Source organism: Sporosarcina sp. FSL W8-0480, from assembly GCF_037963765.1.
Classification (GTDB): Bacteria; Bacillota; Bacilli; order Bacillales_A; family Planococcaceae; genus Sporosarcina.
Map to the genome: position 1 here is coordinate 1,036,820 of NZ_CP150166.1, position 18,340 is coordinate 1,055,159.

An 18,340-nucleotide genomic window follows, 5' to 3' on the forward strand; every position below is an offset into this window, starting at 1 on the left:
GGCCTTTTCGGTATTCTAAATTGTTCTGAATGGGGGAGAGGGAATGTTGAATATCACTGAAAACAAATTTGTGAATTATCCACAACAGCCTCATGGCGGTAAATTGGTCGATAAGGTGTTATTGGGTCAAGAAAGAGAAGACGAACTTGTAAGGGCAAAGCAGCTCCCGTCAATTATGGTGGATCTTGAGGCGGTCATAACGCTTGAGATGATTGCGACGGGGGTTCTTTCGCCGAACGAAGGCTTCATGAATGAAATAGATTATAAGTCCGTTTTGGAAAATGGACGTCTATCGGATGGAACGATCTGGCCGGTTCCACTCAGTTTCGCACCCACGGGCAACCGGAACAGCGAAATCATCAAGTCACTTTCCGTGGGGGATGAAGTGACACTAACAGACGAGTCTAATGAACCGGTGGCAATTCTTAAAATCGAAGATATCTTTGCATATGACAAAGACTATCGTGCCGCTCATTTATTTGGCACAACAGATCGCAATCATCCCGGAGTTGACGCGATTTATAGAAGGATGGGGAATGTTGCATTAGGTGGAGAGATCCGTTTGCTAAACCGTGTCGATTGGGGGCCGTTTGAAAAGCTGCGATTGGAACCGAAAGACACTTGGCATGAATTTTATGAAGTGAAAAAGTTTCGCTCTACAGCTGGCTTTATAACAGGGGCGAATCCATTGCACCGAGGCCATGAATATATCCATAAGAATGCTTTGGAAGAAATTGACGGATTGCTTTTGCAACCTTTAGTCGAGATGGCGAAACGCGAGTATACACGCCATGAATTCCGAATGCTTTCGTATCGCGCGGTATTGGATACATATTATCCAAAAGGTCGTTCAATCTTAGCGCCACTCCGTGTGACATATATCTTCGCGGGTCCCCGTGAAACCGTGCTGCACGCTTTGATAATGAAAAATTACGGCTGCACACATGCGCTTATAGGTCGTGACCATGCCGGAATTGGAGATTATTACGATAAATACGCAAGCCATAGCATTTTCGATCAGTTCAAGCCTGAAGAACTTGGAATTGAGGTTAGGTTGTTCCACGAAGTCTTTTATTGCACACGTTGCGACACTCCTGCAACGGCGCAATCTTGCCCGCATGATGAAAAATTTCGGATCAATATTTCCGGCACAGGCATTCGGGAAATGCTTCGTCATGGAATTATGCCACCTAAAGAAATTGTGCGGCCGGAATCCGCAAGAATTGCTATTCAGGGCGTTCAGCCGAAAGGACTTGATGAATTCGAGAGCTCCATAACACCCGTCGGAAAGACGATTAAAAGCATGTTTCCATTCTATCTCAATCGAACGAGACTTGGCGGCATGAAACGAAAAACACCTTTGACAGTAGAAGAGCTGACAAATTTCGACCTCGAGGCTGCAAATTTAGACGTCCGTTCGAATGCAGATAGAATTTATCGTGAGATTTTCGAAGAATATAGCAGCATAGGCGATTCGAATCGAAATATGCAACCGGAGTGGGTGATGGATGCCCGCGAAACATTGCGTATCCAACAGGAAATGGTCATCGATGATCTTAAGATGAAGGTGAAACAAGCACCTGTAACGGCGTCAGACGAATTTATGTACCAGGACAAGGTAGAAGCGGAACGAGAGCTTGAAGTTGCCGAAAAAATCCTTGACGATATCCCGAAAGCACTTCGGGCGGATGATTTTGATTACCGTACTTGGAATGCACTGCCTTATAAACGATACCGGGGCAGTGACGAGCCTTCGGAATAAAAAAAGAATCCACAGGGAGTGTGACTATCCTCCTTGTGGAATTCTTTTCATTCTTTTATTGATAATCAACTGTAGTTTCTTTCCCGTGTCTAATCTTTCCACGCCCGATGGATAAGGAAATTACTGCACAGAGGAAAGAGATAATGACAACAACGCCTCCAACTGTCGCGGTGCTTGTTACCGAATCGGTATGGCCCAATACAACTCCACCGATTCCAGATCCGACCGCAATTCCAATCTGCAAAGCTGAATTATTGAAGCTTTGATGGATATCAGAAGAAACTGGATCCGTTTCGATAATATAATCTTGCTGTGGCGGAGATAGGCTCCAGCTCAATGCCCCCCAAATCATCATGACGATGATGAAAAACGGAAATGAAAATGTTGAATAAGGCAGTACGAAAAGAGTCAAAGCAAAAGAGCCGATTATGATGGGAATGCTTTTCTTCGAACCAATCCAGTTTGCAAGATGCCCTCCGAATGCTCCTCCACCAACTGCTGCAATTCCAAAAAGGAAATAACAGATGCTAATCCAGTATTGGTTAAGATGCAAATTCGTTTCAAGGAATGGAGTGAAATACGCGTAAACGGTGTAATGACCGGCTAACAGGAACATAGTCGCCAAATGTGCAAAAACAATTTTTTTATTCCCAAGTGCTTTAATTTGCGCAGAGAGAGGCTGGGCTTCACCTGACGGAACCTTCTCAAGGAAGAACGAAATGAGAACAAATGAACCGATTGAAAGAATCGCAATCCCTAAAAAGACGCTTCGCCAGCCGAACGCGTTTGTAATGAGAATACCGATAGGCACCCCTAATACGAGGGAAGAACTAATGCCCATAACAATATAACCAATAGCCTTCGCGCGGCGAGGAGCTTCTACAATCCGCGCGGTAATCGTTAAGGAAAGAACGATAAGAAGCGCCGCACTCATGGAAGTGATAACACGGGCAATCATGACAAATGTAAAAGTTGGACTGAAAAAGGTCATAATATTACCGACAAAAAAGACGGCCATCGTATATAAATAAAGCTTTTTCCTTTCGATTTTCACGGTCAAAGAAAGTAAAACCGGTCCAGCAATGGCAAACACGAGGGCATAGACCGATATGAGTTGACCAGCTGTCCCGATTGAAACGTTTAAATCATCAGCAATAATCGGCAAAATTCCACCTACTATTAATTCAACGAGACCTACTGTAATCGTTGAAATAGCTAAAATTAATACTCTTAAATCCATTGAAATTCCTCCTACTCATCTATACTGTGCGCATTCCGCGCGAAAAAATTTTAGGAAAATAAAAAAACCCGATTACAAAGTAAGTTTCACTTTTGTAATCAGGAGTTAACGGTTCCTGGTAGAGACCCTCAAACCATATTATTGAGGTTATACATATATATAAACGTATGAAATTTTCCATTCCCCAATCTAACATGATTCGACAAAAAGTTCAAGAAAAATTTCCTTTTTGCAAGTTGATATGCTTATATAGAGAAATGTATAGAACATTGGAGGAACCGATATGTATGATCCAACAGTATTTGAAAACCTAAAAGTAGCATTTGAAAATAAAATTTATGACTTAGATACAATTGAACATGAGATTACAATACGTAATCGATCGGATTTGATGGACTTCGCCACTCTAACAAGGAAACTGTCCATCCAATTTACGCTAATCCACCAGAAGGAAGTGTCAGCGGAAGTAGTATTGCTGGCCTCTTTACAAGATTTAGCGGATGAGATATTAGAAACCCCGGACAAAGAACCCGGCTGCTCATTGGTATTGCGTTTTACGAAACCTGTGCAACAGGTAGACGAGCAATGTCAGCATATTGAAGAAGCATTAAATGTCATTTGGGAAAATGATGTAGAAGTTAACCAAACGTTAAGTTTCGTATACGGAGAGGAACCATCGGGGTTTTTGAACGTAATTGAAGTGAAATTCAATACGAAAATCAATGAAGAACATATGCGGGAAATCCCGGATTTCCTCAATAGTGTTCTCCTTTCGTTAGGTGTGTTAGATAGCATCTAATCTCGTTAAATAATACCTATTCGGATTCGGGTTAACGCTATATAATGAAGGAGATATGTGTTTATGCGTAATTGCGGGGATTTATGCGTGAATTCACCGATTTATGAGTTTTTACGGGCTGTTATGCGTAAATTGGAGGATTTATGCGTGTCTGGCGTGATTTATGCGGATTTATGATGATTTTTGCTTGTTTTATATACAAAATTAATTTATTGAATCATCTCTAAGGATTGAAGCGGAAGGCGGCGACGCCCGCGGAAAGCGTCCGCCTGAAGCGAAAATCCGTTATTTTAAACGAAGGAAAAGGTGTACAACATATGAGTTTATTAACAGTAACAAACTTAAGCCACGGCTTCGGGGATCGGGCGATTTTTGACGATGTTTCATTTCGTTTACTGCAAGGTGAACGCATTGGACTGATCGGTGCGAATGGGGAAGGTAAATCCACATTCATGAATATCATCACCCGAAAGCTTGAGCCTGACGCCGGAAACGTCACTTGGGCAAAGCGTGTCCGAGTTGGCTATTTGGACCAGCATGTAGTCTTGCAACAAGGAATGAGCATCCGGGACGTCTTACGAACAGCGTTTCAGTACCTTTACGATACTGAAGCCGAAATGAATGCGCTATTCGCTAAGATGGGCGAAGTCGATGCGGATGAACTTGAAAAACTTCTTGAAGAAACAGGTCAGATGCAAGATGAGTTGACGAATAACGATTTTTATATCATCGATTCAAAAGTGGACGAAGTGGCAAACGGGCTCGGCCTTGATGAATTCGGACTCGACCGTGATGTCCATGACCTTAGCGGTGGACAACGGACGAAAGTATTATTAGCTAAACTACTTCTTGAGAAGCCCGACATCCTTCTTCTTGACGAGCCGACGAACTACTTGGATGTCGAGCATATCGAGTGGCTTCGTAATTATTTGCAGAACTATGAGAATGCGTTCATCCTCATTTCGCATGACATTCCATTCCTGAATAGTGTCATTAACTTGATTTACCATATGGAAAATCAGCAGATCTCTCGTTATGCCGGGGATTATGATGAGTTCCTGCGAGTGCATGAGATGAAAAAGCAGCAGGTTGAAGCTGCATTTAAGAAGCAGCAGAAGGAAATTGCGAATCTTAAGGACTTCGTTGCGCGTAACAAAGCGAATGCTGCGACAAGCCGAATGGCAATGTCCCGTCAAAAGAAGCTTGATAAGATGGAAATAATTGAACTGGATGCGGAAAAGCCGAAGCCGCAATTCGACTTTAAACTTGCCCGTACACCTGGTCGTTATTTATTCCAAACGAAAGGGCTTGTAATCGGTTATGATGAGCCACTTTCAAAAGAGTTGGATTTGACGATGGAGCGTGGGCAGAAGATTGCTTTGTCAGGGGCGAATGGTATCGGGAAGACAACACTTTTGCGAAGCATCCTTGGTGAAATTCCGTCACTTTCGGGTTCCGTCGAACTTGGTGAACATCTTGAAATCGGGTATTTCGAGCAGGAGATGAAGACGGAAAATAACCGGACTTGCTTGGAAGAAGTGTGGGATGAGTTCCCTCATTTTACGCAATATGAAGTGCGTGCTGCGTTGGCGAGATGCGGTTTGACGACGAAACATATTGAAAGCAAAGTGAAAGTGTTAAGTGGTGGAGAGCGGGCTAAGGTTCGCCTTTGCAAGCTCATTAACCGTGAAACAAATCTTCTTGTTCTTGACGAACCGACGAATCACCTTGACGTCGATGCAAAAAATGAATTGAAACGGGCGTTAAAGGAATACAAGGGAAGCATTTTACTCATTTCACATGAACCTGATTTCTATGAAGGTGTCGTGACGGATGTGTGGAACGGGGAAAATTGGACGACGAAAATGTTCTGATAAAGATAGGCACCCAAAACGATTGATTCGTTCGGGTGCCTTTCATTAAATATAGCCGTTGATCTTAGATTTGTTTTGCTGATGGATTTCCTCTTCCAACCCCGCTATCGCTTCCTTACGGCGTTCGTTCTTTTCCTTGATGGAAGCAAGTTCACTTCCTTCTGCTGTTTTCGCCGCTTCGTTCGCCGCTTCCATATTACTGATCGTCTTCTTCAGACGTTCTTCATTATCGGCAGAGTCATTCGGTAATGGTCTTGGCATGTTCAATCCTCCTTCTTTATTCAATAAAATAGTCTTTCCGTGGTACGGAAAATTATGTGCAAACTAAAAACGACTTGGCTTTTGGGGCCAAGTCGATGTATTATTGTTCATTCAAAATCGCTTCTACAGTGGATTCAACTTCTTTGCGGTTCATTTTCTCTTGTCCGCTTTGCATTGCGTTAATTGTTCTATTCGCGAGCGCAAGTGGGATTTTGCAGAATAACAAAATGTTCTTATTAGAAATGGACTCGATATATTCATCAGCCTTCTTCAAATTGGCTTCCGCGTATTCGTACAACTCTTTTCTTGTCCAACCATCCGGGATGAAATTCACACCGCGATCTGCATCCTCATCCTGGTTGCGAAGCATGTTTACAGCTTGTAGTCCGCGACCGTAACCGATGGCAAGTTCCCGATCCGTTTTCGTACCATCAAATTGCTCCCAAATATCGGATAACATCACACCAACAAGTCCTGCGACATAATAAGTATAGTCGTCGAGATCTTCCTTCGTTTTGATTATAAAATTCTTTTCAACCCATTTCGCCATTCCGTCTGCCATTATGCTTGTCGACTCTTTTACTTTTTCAACGATGCCCGCTGGACAAACGGTGAGCCAATCGCCAAGCCTAAGCGTAACTTCTGGCAGGAGGCTTTCATATGGCTTCAGTAAATCCCTGTATGCGGCTTCATCAAATAGTTCGTTCTGCAAAAGTTTACTCGTAGACCGAAGTAAATACTGCTTGATATCGGGATGCAATTCCTCGTGATCCTCGATTTCGTCAATCGCACGCATGCATAAGTATGCGGAACCGACAGTCTTGCGCAATGTAGGATTCAGCAATTTAATCGGTATATAAAAGGTTCTGCTTGTAAGCTTCAGTATATGCATTGCATCTTTTTGCAATTTTGCTTCGTTCATCAGTTGGATCCTCCTTCATTACTAAAAAAGAAAATACGTCACTCGCGTTATTATGATTATCATACACTATTCAATAAGTAACTTGCCAATCCTGACCCAACCAGATTTGTTGAGAATCTATGTTGAATATGAGATATTGTCTAATGAAAGTTTTGAATTCAAGATGAATGCTTTTATGCATACCTTGCTTTCGTATGGAAATGCTATGTGAAAAGGGGATTATTAAAAATGACTATTAAAGTTAAGGCAATTATAGGCAGTACGAGTTCCAGATCAGTGAATTTGAAAGTGGTCGAGTTTTTAAGGGAAAAGTACGTGGGGAAGTTAGAAATCACACCTGTTTTCATCAATGACCTAACAATGTTTTCGGTAGACTTGGAAAGCAATCCTCCAGAGGTCGTTACAGAATTCATGGATAATGTAAGAGATTCGGATGCAATCCTCTTCGCGGTTCCTGAATACAATTACTCGATTCCTGGCGTATTGAAAAATGCCGTAGATTGGCTATCACGAAGCAACTTCGCTATAAAAGATAAGCCTGCATTCATGATCGGCGCTTCAGCAGGTGTGTTAGGAACGGTACGTGCCCAAATGCACTTAAAACAAATTCTTTCCAACCCGATGCTCTCACCTGCACTTTTGCCTAATAATGATGTGTTCATCGGTTCCATTCAACAAAAAGTTGACGAGACAGGGCAATTGACAGACCAAGCGACGATAGATTTCTTGGACAAAGTCGTGAACAACTTTATCGAATTTTACTCAAAGACTAAAGCATTTGCTGAACTTCGAGCTTAATATTAAAAATGGCCTGCCTTGAATTGCTCAAGGCGGCCTTTTAATTTAGTTGGAAAGAACAGCAGATCTTGAAGCTGCCGTTAGGGCCTGCTTTAAGTCTTCAATTAAATCCTGAGCTTCTTCCAACCCGACGGAAAAACGTAATAGCCGCTTATCCACTCCACGTTTTTCCCTTTCCTCTTCCGGAATATCTGCATGTGTTTGTGTTGTAGGATAGGTAATGAGGCTTTCCACTCCGCCAAGGCTTTCAGCGAAAGTAATAAGGCGCAAGTTCTCAAGAAACGGACCTACCCATTCACTTTCCTGTAAGCGAAATGAAATCATTCCGCCCTTTCCTGCATACAGGACATCCGCAACAAGCGGTTCATCTTTCAGATAAGTGACAAGTTCTTTTGCATTTGCGTCATGTTGCTTCATCCGAACATGCAACGTCTTCAATCCACGGACGACAAGCCATGAATCGAAAGGTGATAACGTGGCACCAATTGCATTATGGTTTTCGCTTAAGAGATTGCATAATTCTTCCCCTTTGGCAACAACAAGACCGGCTAATACATCATTATGGCCACCGATATATTTTGTTGCGCTATGGATGACAATATCCGCACCAAGTTCAAGTGGGCGTTGATAGAAAGGTGTCAAAAACGTATTGTCAACGATTAACAGCAACCCATGTTTTTTCGCAAGCTCTGCGTATTTCTCGATATCTATTTTTAGCATGAGTGGATTTGTAGGTGTTTCGATGAATAGTGCTTTTGTGTTCTCTGTAATAAGCTTCTCTGTTTCTTCTACACTTTGAAATGAAGTATAAGAAGTCTTAATGCCATATATATTTGCATATTGTTTGAACAGGCGATAGGTCCCTCCGTAAATGTCTTCAGGTGCAATCAGTTCATCTTTAGGTTTGAAGATGGAGAGGGAAAGTTGTATTGCAGCCATCCCGGAACTACATGCGTATCCCCGGTCACCATTTTCCAAATTGGCAATTCCTTCTTCCAAGATAGTCCGTGTTGGGTTTTTCGTTCTTGTATAGTCGTATCCTGTGGAAAGCCCTAAGCCGTCATGTTTGTAGGCGGTGGAGAAATGGAGCGGGGGATTGACTGCTCCTGTTCTTGGATCGCTTTGATTTCCTAACTGTACCAATTTCGTGTTTATGCTATGATTTGTCAACATGTCCATCTCCTTTTTTCTATAAATGTTGATTTCCGCTACAGGCGGACGCTTTCCGCGGGCACGGCTTCAATCTCCTCGTCGCGCTTCACTCCTGCGGGGCTTTCAGCTCGTGCTGTTCCCGCAGGAGTCGCCGCCTTTCGCTTCAATCAACAGAAACACCCTGAAATTAGATCATATAAAAAGGCCCTCTTCGAATAAGAAGAGGGCCTTCAACGTTTGTTGAAATCAATCTTCTTATCTTCAAGACTGGGTCGTCTTTTGGAATTAGCACCATGCCAAATCAGGCTGGTTGCTGAGACTTCATCGGGCCAAATCCCTCCGTCTCTCTTGATAAGAAATAAAAAATATATAATTGTTGGAAAAATGACTTATCTAAAAATAACATGATTTTATATAGATTGCAAGGGTACACTGAAATAATTATATAGATGATTTGTTATAATAGGGGCATGTTTGGTGATGAGGGGGATTTTTATTGGCTTGGCTTTATGTATTATTGGCAGCGGTCATCGAAGTGTTCTGGGTTATTGGACTTCGGTATTCTGACTCTCCAATAGAGTGGGCAGGAACTGTTGTTGCGATTATCATTAGTTTCTATGCAATTATAAAAGCATGTGAGAAACTGCCGTCAGGCACGGTTTATGCGGTTTTCACAGGTTCTGGCGCTGCGGCAATTGTGTTGGTCGACTTTTTGTTTTTTAATGCGGAGTTTTCCGTTTCGAAGGTTTTTTTCATCGCAATGATTATCGTCGGTGTGATTGGGATAAAGATGACATCCGTTGAGCCGGTCTCTGTGAAAGAGGGGGGCGAATGAAATGGCATGGGTTTATCTTGTCATCGCCAGTTTAGGCGAGATTTTCGGAGTCATGGCTATAAACTTATATTTGCATAAGAGGTCATGGCAACGGTTAGTCATGATTGTTGCTACATTTTCCATTGGATTCTTTTTTCTATCGCTTGCGATGCGCGAAATTCCAATGGGGACTGCGTACGCGGTTTGGACTGGATTAGGTGCTGCGGGGGCTGTTTTGATGGGCATATTGTTCTTCAAGGAGGCGGCTGGATGGAAACGGATTTTATTCTTAAGCTTAATCATCGGTGGGGCAGTCGGATTGAAATTATTTGGATGAAAAAAGGGCGATTCAGTCGCCCTTTTACTCATTCGGATGTCGTTTCAAGCGCATTCAATGCTTCTGCCCTTTTCTGCGATACCCCTCTTGCTAACCTCACTATTATATAGATAGTCAAAATGGAGCTGATAATAAGGAGGATTGACAAAGTCCCTGCATTATTTCCAATATCCTCTCGCGTTGCAACAACCACCCCATCGAACCATGAGGCCGGTAAAAATGAAGAGATAACAGCAAGTATGTTGTTTAATATATGCATCAATATCGGTAGTAAGAGGTTTCCGGTCCGCAAGTAAAGTAGACATGCAATAATGCCGAAAAGGAAGGCGCCAATCATGTCAGCATGCAAAACCCCAAAGAGAATACTCGATATCAAAATACCGCCCCACATTGATGTTTTCTTCATGAAACGATGTAAGAAAACCCCTCTGAAGACGAATTCCTCAACGATTGGACCCAAAATGGTGATAGCGAAAATTTCAATTACCAACAAGACGGGATTCGTTGGCATTGGCACCTCTGTCATTAGAAAATCAGTAAATGCCGGGAGAATTGGGTCAACGATAGAGACAAGGAGCCAAAATGCGCTTAACGAAAGGGCGATGGATACAATGACGATGCCAACAATGGCCGGTATCCAAGATCTAATCCCCTTGAAGAAAACAGTATCTCGAATCATGTTCGGGTACTTATTAAAATAATATCCGAAGAATATTGCAGGGATGATTGCGTAAATAAGAATATTTGCAGCTGCACCAAAGACTTCTTCGTTAACCCCAATTCCAACTGCGAAAACTACTAAAATAAGTAAACCAGCAACCGATAACGCGAATAAGTATCGGATTTTCATCTGCTCAAACAAAAAAACACCCCCTTGATTCATCTTAGGCGAACTGGAATGATATGTCACTATATTCCATGAATTGATAATTAATGTTATTTCCCATTTGAAATCGGGTAAATAGTGTATACTAAGAGCATTAGAACGTGGAAGAAGGAGATTTGGCATGAGCTCGATTTATACAGACGATAGCTTGGCATTACATACCGATCTTTATCAAATTAATATGACGGAATCCTATTGGGCGGACGGCATCCATGAGAGGAAAGCGGTGTTCGAACTTTTCTTTAGAAGTTTGCCATTCGGCAACGGATACGCAATTTTTGCAGGTCTTGAACGGATCCTTGATTATTTAAGGGATTTTCATTTCAGTGAAAATGATATTGCCTATTTGAGGAACGAACTTGGTTTTCAAGAAGATTTCCTTGCCTATTTAAAAGAACTTCGATTCACAGGCGACGTTTACTCCATGAAAGAAGGGGAACTTGTATTTGCGAATGAGCCAATCCTTCGGGTAGAAACGACACTTGCTGAAGCACAGCTTATTGAAACGGCACTATTAAACATCGTGAACTTCCAGACACTTATAGCAACTAAAGCAAGCCGCATCAAACAGGTTGTGAAAGATGATGTTGTCATGGAATTCGGAAGCCGCCGTGCACATGAAATGGATGCAGCGGTTTGGGGAGCACGTGCCGCTGTCATTGGCGGAGTTGAAGCGACAAGTAATGTACGGGCTGGGAAACGTTTTGGTATTCCCGTCGCTGGAACACATGCACATTCAATGGTCCAAGCATATAAAAGTGAATACGAGGCATTTCATTCATACGCTAAACGCCATAAGGACTGCGTGTTTCTTGTTGATACGTACAACACGCTAAAAATCGGCATACCGACAGCCATACAAGTCGCGAAAGAGTTAGGTGATAAAATCAATTTCATCGGAATCCGATTAGATAGTGGTGACATCTCATTCCTATCGAAAGAAGCACGTCGTATGCTTGATGCAGCAGGATTCCCCGACGCGAAAATCGTTGTATCGAATGATCTTGATGAATACACTATCCTGAACTTGAAAGCCCAAGGGGCAAAGGTCGATACATGGGGGATTGGAACAAAGCTGATCACAGCCTACGACCAACCTGCACTTGGTGCTGTCTATAAGATTGTCGCAATCGAAAATGAAAATGGCGAGATGGAAGATACGATCAAGATTTCGAATAATGTTGAAAAAGTGACGACTCCTGGTCAGAAAAAAGTGTATCGTATTATCGACCGTGAGAATGGCAAAGCTGAGGGCGACTACATCACAATGCATGACGAAGATCCAACCGTTGAAAAAAGGATTAAAATGTTCCATCCTGTGCATACGTTCATCTCGAAATTCGTGACGAACTTCGATGCCATCGATCTGCATACAAAAGTGGTCGAAGGTGGTAAAGTTACTTATACAAATCCTTCATTGGATGAGATGCGCAACTATGCCCATGAAAACTTGAATTTATTATGGGATGAATATAAACGCTCTATGAATCCCGAAGAATACCCTGTTGACCTCAGCCAAAAATGTTGGGATAACAAGATGCGCAATATTCGTGAAGTACAAGAACTGGTCGATGAGTTCTCGATGAAATAGGAGGTCCAGACATGACATTCCAAGAAGAGGTAATTGCTCAGTTAAAGAGCAAGCCTGAAATTGATCCAAAAGAAGAAATTCGTAAATCAATTGACTTCATGAAGGAGTATGCGAAGAAAAATACATTCGTAAACGGCTTCGTACTTGGTATTTCCGGGGGCCAGGACTCAACACTTGTCGGGAAACTTGCCCAAATGGCAGTCGATGAGTTGAATGAGGAAAATCAGACAGATCGGTATAAGTTCATCGCCGTTAGGCTCCCATATGGCAAACAATTTGACGAGGATGACGCACAAGATGCACTTGAATTTATGAAGCCGTCCGTAACATACACTGTCGACGTGAAGGAAGCAGTGGATGCCAGTGAACGAGCGCTTGTTCAAGCCGGCATTGTCATTTCTGATTATACAAAAGGGAATGAAAAGGCCCGTGAGCGCATGAAAGTCCAATTTTCCATTGCGGCTACCCTAAGTTGTGTCGTATTAGGCACGGACCATGCGGCAGAAGCTTTAACTGGTTTCTATACGAAATTCGGGGATGGGGCTGCAGATCTGATGCCGATTTACCGGCTGAACAAACGTCAAGGTCGGCAACTATTGAAAGAACTTGGATGTCCCGAGCATTTGTACAATAAGGTGCCGACTGCGGATCTCGAAGACGAGAAGCCAGCTTTGCCAGACGAGGTTGCCCTTGGTGTCACGTACGAAGAAATTGACGATTTCCTTGAAGGAAAACCGGTTTCCGAACAGGCACTTGAAACAATTGAAAGGCTTTACCGTAGGTCCGAACATAAGAGGCATACGCCAATTACAATTTTTGATGATTTTTGGAAATGAATACAAAACCCACTATCAATTTGCTACTGATAGTGGGGTTTTTTAATTGAAATTTTACATAAAGGAGAACTCATTCGACGTTAATGAGAACTCATTCGGTATGAAGGAGAACTTATTCGACGTTAACGAGAACTCTTTCGGCATAAAGGAGAACTCATTCGACGTTAACGAGAACTCATTCGGTATAAAGGAGAACTCATTCGACGTTAACGAGAACTCTTTCGGCATAAAGGAGAACTCATTCGACCTTAATGAGAACTCTTTCGGTATAAAGGAGAACACATTCGACGTTAACGAGAACTCTTTCGGTATAAAGGAGAACTTATTCGACGTTAACGAGAACTCTTTCGGTATATAGGAGAACTCATTCGACGTTCGGCCCGCAAGCACATGTCTCTCCATATTGTTACTAAGGTTGTAGGATACATAGAATTATTGTATTATAAAGTTACATTTTGTAAATTTTCGGACATGTTAAATAGAGAGAAGCTGGAAATGGAGGAAAGAGAATGACACATGCACAAGTGATTGATAAAGTTTTGGCGAATATCGATAAGGTGATGATAGGGAAACGTGATATTGCGGAGTTAAGTGTAACCGCTTTACTTGCAGGCGGCCATGTTCTCCTTGAAGACGTACCGGGTGTTGGAAAAACGATGATGGTAAAAGCATTGGCCAAATCGATAGGAGCCACTTTTAAACGTATACAGTTCACGCCGGATTTATTGCCATCCGATGTCCTTGGCGTTTCGATCTACAATCCAAAGGAGATGGAATTCGAGTTCAGGCCGGGACCAATTGTCGGTAATATTGTACTTGCTGATGAGATCAACCGTACCTCGCCGAAGACGCAAGCCGCTTTACTTGAGAGTATGGAAGAATCATCTGTTACTGTTGATGGAGAAACGATTCGTATTCCACAACCGTTTTTTGTTATGGCTACTCAGAATCCCATTGAATATGAAGGAACATACCCATTGCCAGAGGCGCAATTAGACCGATTTTTATTCAAATTGAAGATGGGCTACCCGAAAAGACTTGAAGAGGTGCAAGTTTTAGCTCGTGCAGAAAAAACTGTGCCGATTGACCATCTGGAAACCGTATTGACAATCCGGGAATTGACTGAGCTTCAACATGCCGTAAAAGAAGTGAATGTCGATGACACCATCAAAACATATATTGTTGACTGCGCTTCTGAAACGCGAAATAACCCTTACGTATACCTTGGCGTCAGTCCGCGTGGGTCACTTGCGCTTATGAAATCTTGCCAGGCCTATGCACTGATTAAAGGACGGACATATGTGACGCCTGATGATGTGAAGTATTTAGCACCGTTTGTTTTTGGTCATCGTATCATCCTCAAATCGGAGGCGAAATACGAAGGAATCACTGCAAACGAAATTGTGGAGAGGATACTTACGAAAATTAGCGTACCGATTGAGCGGGTAAAATTGAAATGAAAAAAGGAAGAAAACTGTTATCGATGACAGGTCGCTTTGCGTTCATCGTCAGCCTCTTCTTTTCCGTATATGTTTTTGCAATGTTTCAAGGAGGGAAAGTAAGCTGGACGATTTTTTATATGTTGACTCCTTTCCTTTTGTATTCAATCATCCTCTTTGTCTATCCGATTAATACGATAAAGGCGGAACGCATTACCCGTTCACATACGGTGAAAAGTGGTGGGAAACTTACGGTTACCGTTAAACTTCGTCGATCGTTTCCTTTTCCATTGCTCTATACCGTAGCAAGTGATAAATGGGTCAATCCCGAGTTGGCTGTGAATGCAAACAACCAGACGAAGCATGTTTTTATCTTCGGATTTAAAAAAGAAGTTGAATGGTCCTATGAGATCGCTTCTTTGCCGCGAGGTGAACATATTGTCGAGGGAATTGAAATAGAAGTAACTGATTTTTTCGGTTGGATTCAAAAAAAAGGATTTATAGTTTTGAAGGATACGATACTTGTATTCCCAAATACGACACCAATGCATTACGCACCGATCAATGCTCAATATGATCGAGGTTCGTTAGCCTCGCCATTCTCACTTATTAAGGATACGACTATGGCTACGGGAGTAAGGGATTATCAGTCGGGTGATCGGGTCACTTGGATTCATTGGAAATCATTTGCACGAACTCAAAATCTGATGACGAAGGAATTTGAGGATCGACAATCAGAGGACCTTATCATTTTGCTTGATAATAGAGAGTCTGAGACCTTCGAGGAACAGGTTGAACTATCGGCCTCCATAGTAGAGGAAGCTTCAGGTCACCAGTCGAACATTGCATTTGTTTCGGCAGGTGCAGAGACATCCGTATTTCCATTCATCAACTCTGCGGATCAGCTGCATGATGTTTTTGTGCATTTGGCAAAAGTAAGGCCGATACCTGCAGACGATTTAAATCCATTGGAATCATTTGCGTTTACAGCTGTTGCTGGGAGTGTTGTCCTCGTAACCGGAAGCCCCGATTGGCCATTTGTTCAATCCGCGATGGGGTTTGTTAAAAATAGAAGATCCGTAATATGCTTTGTCGTCGTAGATAAAAGTGTTCCGATTTCAGCGCGTTTGCAGGAACAGATTAGATATGCTGAATCGAAGGGTATCACAATTCATGTATTAGGCAAAATGCAATTTTCCGATGCATTCAAGGAGGTGGCGAACTTATGAAGGATGGAAAGACGGATATTCGCTTTCTTATACTCATATATGCGCTCGCCTTTATGTTGTTATGGGAATGGCTATTGCCAGTCATTGAATTGACGGATACCGAATATATAGGGATATTTCTTTGGTTCATCGGGCTCTCTTTCCTTTTTAGATTAATAGGGATGAAGTGGTGGCTATCTGTCCCATTGAAACTCATCTATCTTTTCTGGTCGATCCATTTTGTTTATTACCACATCGTTTTTCTAACAAAAGAATCCACGACCCTTTTAGCGAGGGATCTATTTTCGAACTTTGCAATTATAGCTGTTGGCGATTGGCAGAACATCACGAATCCAATGAGGACTGTCCTTTTTTTCGTACTTTTATGGATGACGATTTATTTGATCCGGCATTGGATTGAAGTACGAAAAAGCATACTGCTTTTTTATGCGATGACGGTCATTTTCATTTCCGTGCTGGATACATTCAGCTCATATGTCGCGGATGCGGCAATTTTCCGCATTATGGTTACCGGTCTCCTGTTAATCGGTTTATTGACCATATCTCGTTTGACTGAAAAACATGATAGAAGATTGAATACAGGAATGTTCGCAGCCTTTTCTGTCCCTTTATTATTTGCTGTGATAGCAAGCAGTGCATTCGCAAGCTTCATGCCCGAAAAAGGTCCAGTCTGGGCGGATCCGATTCCTTTCTTGAAGTCCGCAGTTCTTGGAGAAGGGAGCGGAACAGGCGGGATTGCGGCCAAGAGTGGATACGATTCGGATGACTCAAAGTTAGGTGGTGCCTTTTCAAAAGACGATACCTTAGTCTTTACTGCTACGGTCCCACGAAAACAGTACTGGAAGATTGAAACGAAAAATACGTATACTTCAAAAGGTTGGGAACAACAAGTAGTTGAAAATCCACCAGTCACTTATGTACCTGGTGCTATTATGCAAGAGGTTGATTATTCGGAAGCTGACAATAATCTACATGCAGAAATTAGCATGAGGGAGCAATTGCCTTACCTCGTTTACCCGTACGGGACATCCAAAGTTCATGCACCAACTGATGTCTTGCTTAAAAAGCAAAAGGAGACCGGCCAATTATGGGCAATGATGGATGGGGAGAGCTATGATTTGGATACATTCAGTGTGGATTTTACTGAACAATCCTATAGTTTGAAGGCGTTGCGTGAAGTGACCATGGATAACTATAATTCGGATCCGGAAATTCCGGAACTCTCTGAATACCTTCAGCTCCCTGAACAATTACCTGATCGCGTCCGAGAACTTGCTGTGGAAATTACAGATAAACAAGAGAGCATTTATGAAAAGGCAAAATCGATTGAACGCTATTTTACAAGAAGCGGTTTTTCGTATGATCAGCAGAACGTGGCGATTCCAAGGGGAAATGAAGACTATGTGGATCAGTTCCTGTTTGATACGAAAAGAGGCTACTGTGATAATTTTTCAACATCGATGGTTGTCATGCTAAGGTCTGTCGATATCCCCGCGAGATGGGTAAAAGGGTTTGCACCGGGAGAAGGAAAGGCAAACTCGAATGGAAAAATAGAATATAAAATCACCAATAATGAGGCGCATTCATGGGTAGAGGTATATATTCCAGAATTCGGTTGGGTACCTTTTGAACCGACTATTGGATTTTCTAATCCTACCGATATAACATATGATCTTGAAACGGATATAAGTGATCCGGAAATGCCGAATATGGAAGAACGCGAAAGACCTGAGCCAAAACAAGATGAAACCCCAGTGGCTAAGGCAAATGGTTCGGGTGGTTTTGGTTCTTTCATGAAATCAACAGGCGATTATTTGAAAAAACACGCTTGGGTTGGAATTATTGGTATCATCTCGTTTTTATTAGTTGTTTGGCTAATTTACAGGAACCAAGGAAGGTGGGTTCCGAAGCTATTAGTTCATTCCTATCGAAGAAGAAAGCCTAATTGGGTGCAGTTTACGAAACAATACAAAAGTCTGCTCAAGCAATTGGAACGTTTCGGTATTTTGAGAACCGACAGTATGACGCTGGCGGAATATGCAAAGACTGTGGATACTTACTTCGGAGGAAGGCAAATGGGCAAACTAACCGAAGTGTATGAGCAAGGGCTTTACGGCGGGTATACAAATCATCAAGATTGGGCAAGTTTACAGGAAATATGGGAAGATTTAATCATTAGGGCAACCGGTTGATTTTTGCGGAACCGAGATGTATGATAGGAAAAAATGAACAACCGATAGCCCTCGTATATGTCTGATAATATGGTTCGGACGTTTCTACCAAGTCACCGTTAATGACTTGTCTATGAAGGCATGGATGGCTTTGTCTATTTATGCCTATTGTAGAATGGTAAGACGCGTGGAAAGGACTACTTTCTAACGCGTCTTTACTGATTTCAGG

Annotated in this window: 17 protein-coding genes and 3 riboswitches; of the genes, 12 read left to right on the forward strand and 5 right to left on the reverse strand. The window is 42.4% G+C overall.

What is annotated here, in order from left to right; translation table 11 throughout:
* Nucleotides 1-43 precede the first annotated feature (43 nt).
* A complete protein-coding gene (locus NSQ43_RS05465) occupies nucleotides 44-1,762 on the forward strand; it encodes a sulfate adenylyltransferase (RefSeq protein ID WP_339253733.1) in 1,719 nt (572 codons plus the stop codon).
* Between the two features lie 55 nt (nucleotides 1,763-1,817).
* Here NSQ43_RS05465 and NSQ43_RS05470 read toward each other — a convergent pair whose 3' ends face one another.
* Nucleotides 1,818-3,002 (reverse strand): MFS transporter, encoded by a 1,185-nt coding sequence (locus tag NSQ43_RS05470; protein ID WP_339253736.1) that lies wholly within the window; start codon nucleotides 3,000-3,002, stop codon nucleotides 1,818-1,820.
* A 75-nt stretch (nucleotides 3,003-3,077) separates the two neighbouring features.
* Nucleotides 3,078-3,177: riboswitch (purine riboswitch) on the reverse strand.
* Nucleotides 3,178-3,285: 108 nt separating this feature from the next.
* Between NSQ43_RS05470 and NSQ43_RS05475 the strand changes: the two genes are divergently transcribed.
* Both NSQ43_RS05475 and NSQ43_RS05480 read left to right on the forward strand, forming a co-directional pair.
* Nucleotides 3,286-3,801, forward strand: a complete 516-nt coding sequence (locus NSQ43_RS05475) for a hypothetical protein (protein ID WP_339253738.1) — start codon at nucleotides 3,286-3,288, stop codon at nucleotides 3,799-3,801.
* Nucleotides 3,802-4,118: 317 nt separating this feature from the next.
* On the forward strand, nucleotides 4,119-5,675 hold the full coding sequence (locus tag NSQ43_RS05480) for an ABC-F family ATP-binding cassette domain-containing protein (RefSeq protein WP_339253740.1): 1,557 nt from the start codon (nucleotides 4,119-4,121) through the stop codon (nucleotides 5,673-5,675).
* Nucleotides 5,676-5,720: 45 nt separating this feature from the next.
* Here NSQ43_RS05480 and NSQ43_RS05485 read toward each other — a convergent pair whose 3' ends face one another.
* Nucleotides 5,721-5,936 (reverse strand): small, acid-soluble spore protein tlp, encoded by a 216-nt coding sequence (locus NSQ43_RS05485; protein WP_339253742.1) that lies wholly within the window; start codon nucleotides 5,934-5,936, stop codon nucleotides 5,721-5,723.
* Between the two features lie 100 nt (nucleotides 5,937-6,036).
* Nucleotides 6,037-6,861 carry a phytoene/squalene synthase family protein gene (locus NSQ43_RS05490; RefSeq protein ID WP_339254811.1) on the reverse strand — a complete coding sequence of 275 codons (825 nt, stop codon included), beginning with the start codon at nucleotides 6,859-6,861 and terminating at the stop codon, nucleotides 6,037-6,039.
* A 225-nt stretch (nucleotides 6,862-7,086) separates the two neighbouring features.
* Between NSQ43_RS05490 and NSQ43_RS05495 the strand changes: the two genes are divergently transcribed.
* Nucleotides 7,087-7,656, forward strand: coding sequence for an NADPH-dependent FMN reductase (locus NSQ43_RS05495; RefSeq protein WP_339253744.1), 570 nt, complete (start codon nucleotides 7,087-7,089; stop codon nucleotides 7,654-7,656).
* A gap of 45 nt (nucleotides 7,657-7,701) precedes the next feature.
* On the opposite strand, the gene NSQ43_RS05500 is transcribed toward NSQ43_RS05495, so the two are convergent.
* A complete protein-coding gene (locus NSQ43_RS05500) occupies nucleotides 7,702-8,829 on the reverse strand; it encodes a methionine biosynthesis PLP-dependent protein (RefSeq protein ID WP_339253746.1) in 1,128 nt (375 codons plus the stop codon).
* 231 nt (nucleotides 8,830-9,060) lie between these two features.
* A riboswitch (SAM riboswitch) is annotated at nucleotides 9,061-9,166 on the reverse strand.
* A 138-nt stretch (nucleotides 9,167-9,304) separates the two neighbouring features.
* Here NSQ43_RS05500 and NSQ43_RS05505 point away from each other — a divergent pair.
* The gene (locus NSQ43_RS05505) at nucleotides 9,305-9,643 is read left to right on the forward strand and encodes a multidrug efflux SMR transporter (protein ID WP_339253748.1); all 339 of its coding nucleotides are present in this window, start codon (nucleotides 9,305-9,307) and stop codon (nucleotides 9,641-9,643) included.
* A gap of 1 nt (nucleotide 9,644) precedes the next feature.
* A complete protein-coding gene (locus tag NSQ43_RS05510) occupies nucleotides 9,645-9,959 on the forward strand; it encodes a multidrug efflux SMR transporter (protein WP_339253750.1) in 315 nt (104 codons plus the stop codon).
* Nucleotides 9,960-9,987: 28 nt separating this feature from the next.
* Here the strand turns inward: NSQ43_RS05510 and NSQ43_RS05515 are convergent, their stop codons facing one another.
* Nucleotides 9,988-10,821: a type II CAAX endopeptidase family protein gene (locus NSQ43_RS05515; protein WP_339253752.1), complete on the reverse strand. Its 834-nt coding sequence runs from the start codon at nucleotides 10,819-10,821 to the stop codon at nucleotides 9,988-9,990.
* Between the two features lie 145 nt (nucleotides 10,822-10,966).
* Here NSQ43_RS05515 and NSQ43_RS05520 point away from each other — a divergent pair, with 145 nt between their 5' ends.
* The 6 genes from NSQ43_RS05520 to NSQ43_RS05545 all read left to right on the forward strand — a co-directional run bounded on the left by NSQ43_RS05520 (nucleotide 10,967) and on the right by NSQ43_RS05545 (nucleotide 18,132).
* Complete coding sequence (locus NSQ43_RS05520) at nucleotides 10,967-12,436, forward strand: nicotinate phosphoribosyltransferase (RefSeq protein WP_339253753.1); 1,470 nt, start codon at nucleotides 10,967-10,969, stop codon at nucleotides 12,434-12,436.
* 11 nt (nucleotides 12,437-12,447) lie between these two features.
* Nucleotides 12,448-13,272, forward strand: coding sequence for an ammonia-dependent NAD(+) synthetase (gene nadE, locus NSQ43_RS05525; protein WP_339253754.1), 825 nt, complete (start codon nucleotides 12,448-12,450; stop codon nucleotides 13,270-13,272).
* Between the two features lie 46 nt (nucleotides 13,273-13,318).
* Nucleotides 13,319-13,630 (forward strand): hypothetical protein, encoded by a 312-nt coding sequence (locus NSQ43_RS05530; RefSeq protein ID WP_339253756.1) that lies wholly within the window; start codon nucleotides 13,319-13,321, stop codon nucleotides 13,628-13,630.
* 151 nt (nucleotides 13,631-13,781) lie between these two features.
* Complete coding sequence (locus NSQ43_RS05535) at nucleotides 13,782-14,732, forward strand: MoxR family ATPase (RefSeq protein WP_339253758.1); 951 nt, start codon at nucleotides 13,782-13,784, stop codon at nucleotides 14,730-14,732.
* Entirely contained in the window at nucleotides 14,729-15,940 is a 1,212-nt protein-coding gene (locus NSQ43_RS05540; RefSeq protein WP_339253759.1) for a DUF58 domain-containing protein, read from the forward strand. Before NSQ43_RS05535 ends, NSQ43_RS05540 begins: the two co-directional genes overlap by 4 nt.
* Nucleotides 15,937-18,132, forward strand: coding sequence for a DUF4129 domain-containing transglutaminase family protein (locus NSQ43_RS05545; protein ID WP_339253760.1), 2,196 nt, complete (start codon nucleotides 15,937-15,939; stop codon nucleotides 18,130-18,132). The genes NSQ43_RS05540 and NSQ43_RS05545 overlap by 4 nt, the downstream gene beginning before the upstream one ends.
* 31 nt (nucleotides 18,133-18,163) lie before the next feature.
* Nucleotides 18,164-18,265, forward strand: a riboswitch (purine riboswitch).
* Nucleotides 18,266-18,340 lie beyond the last annotated feature (75 nt).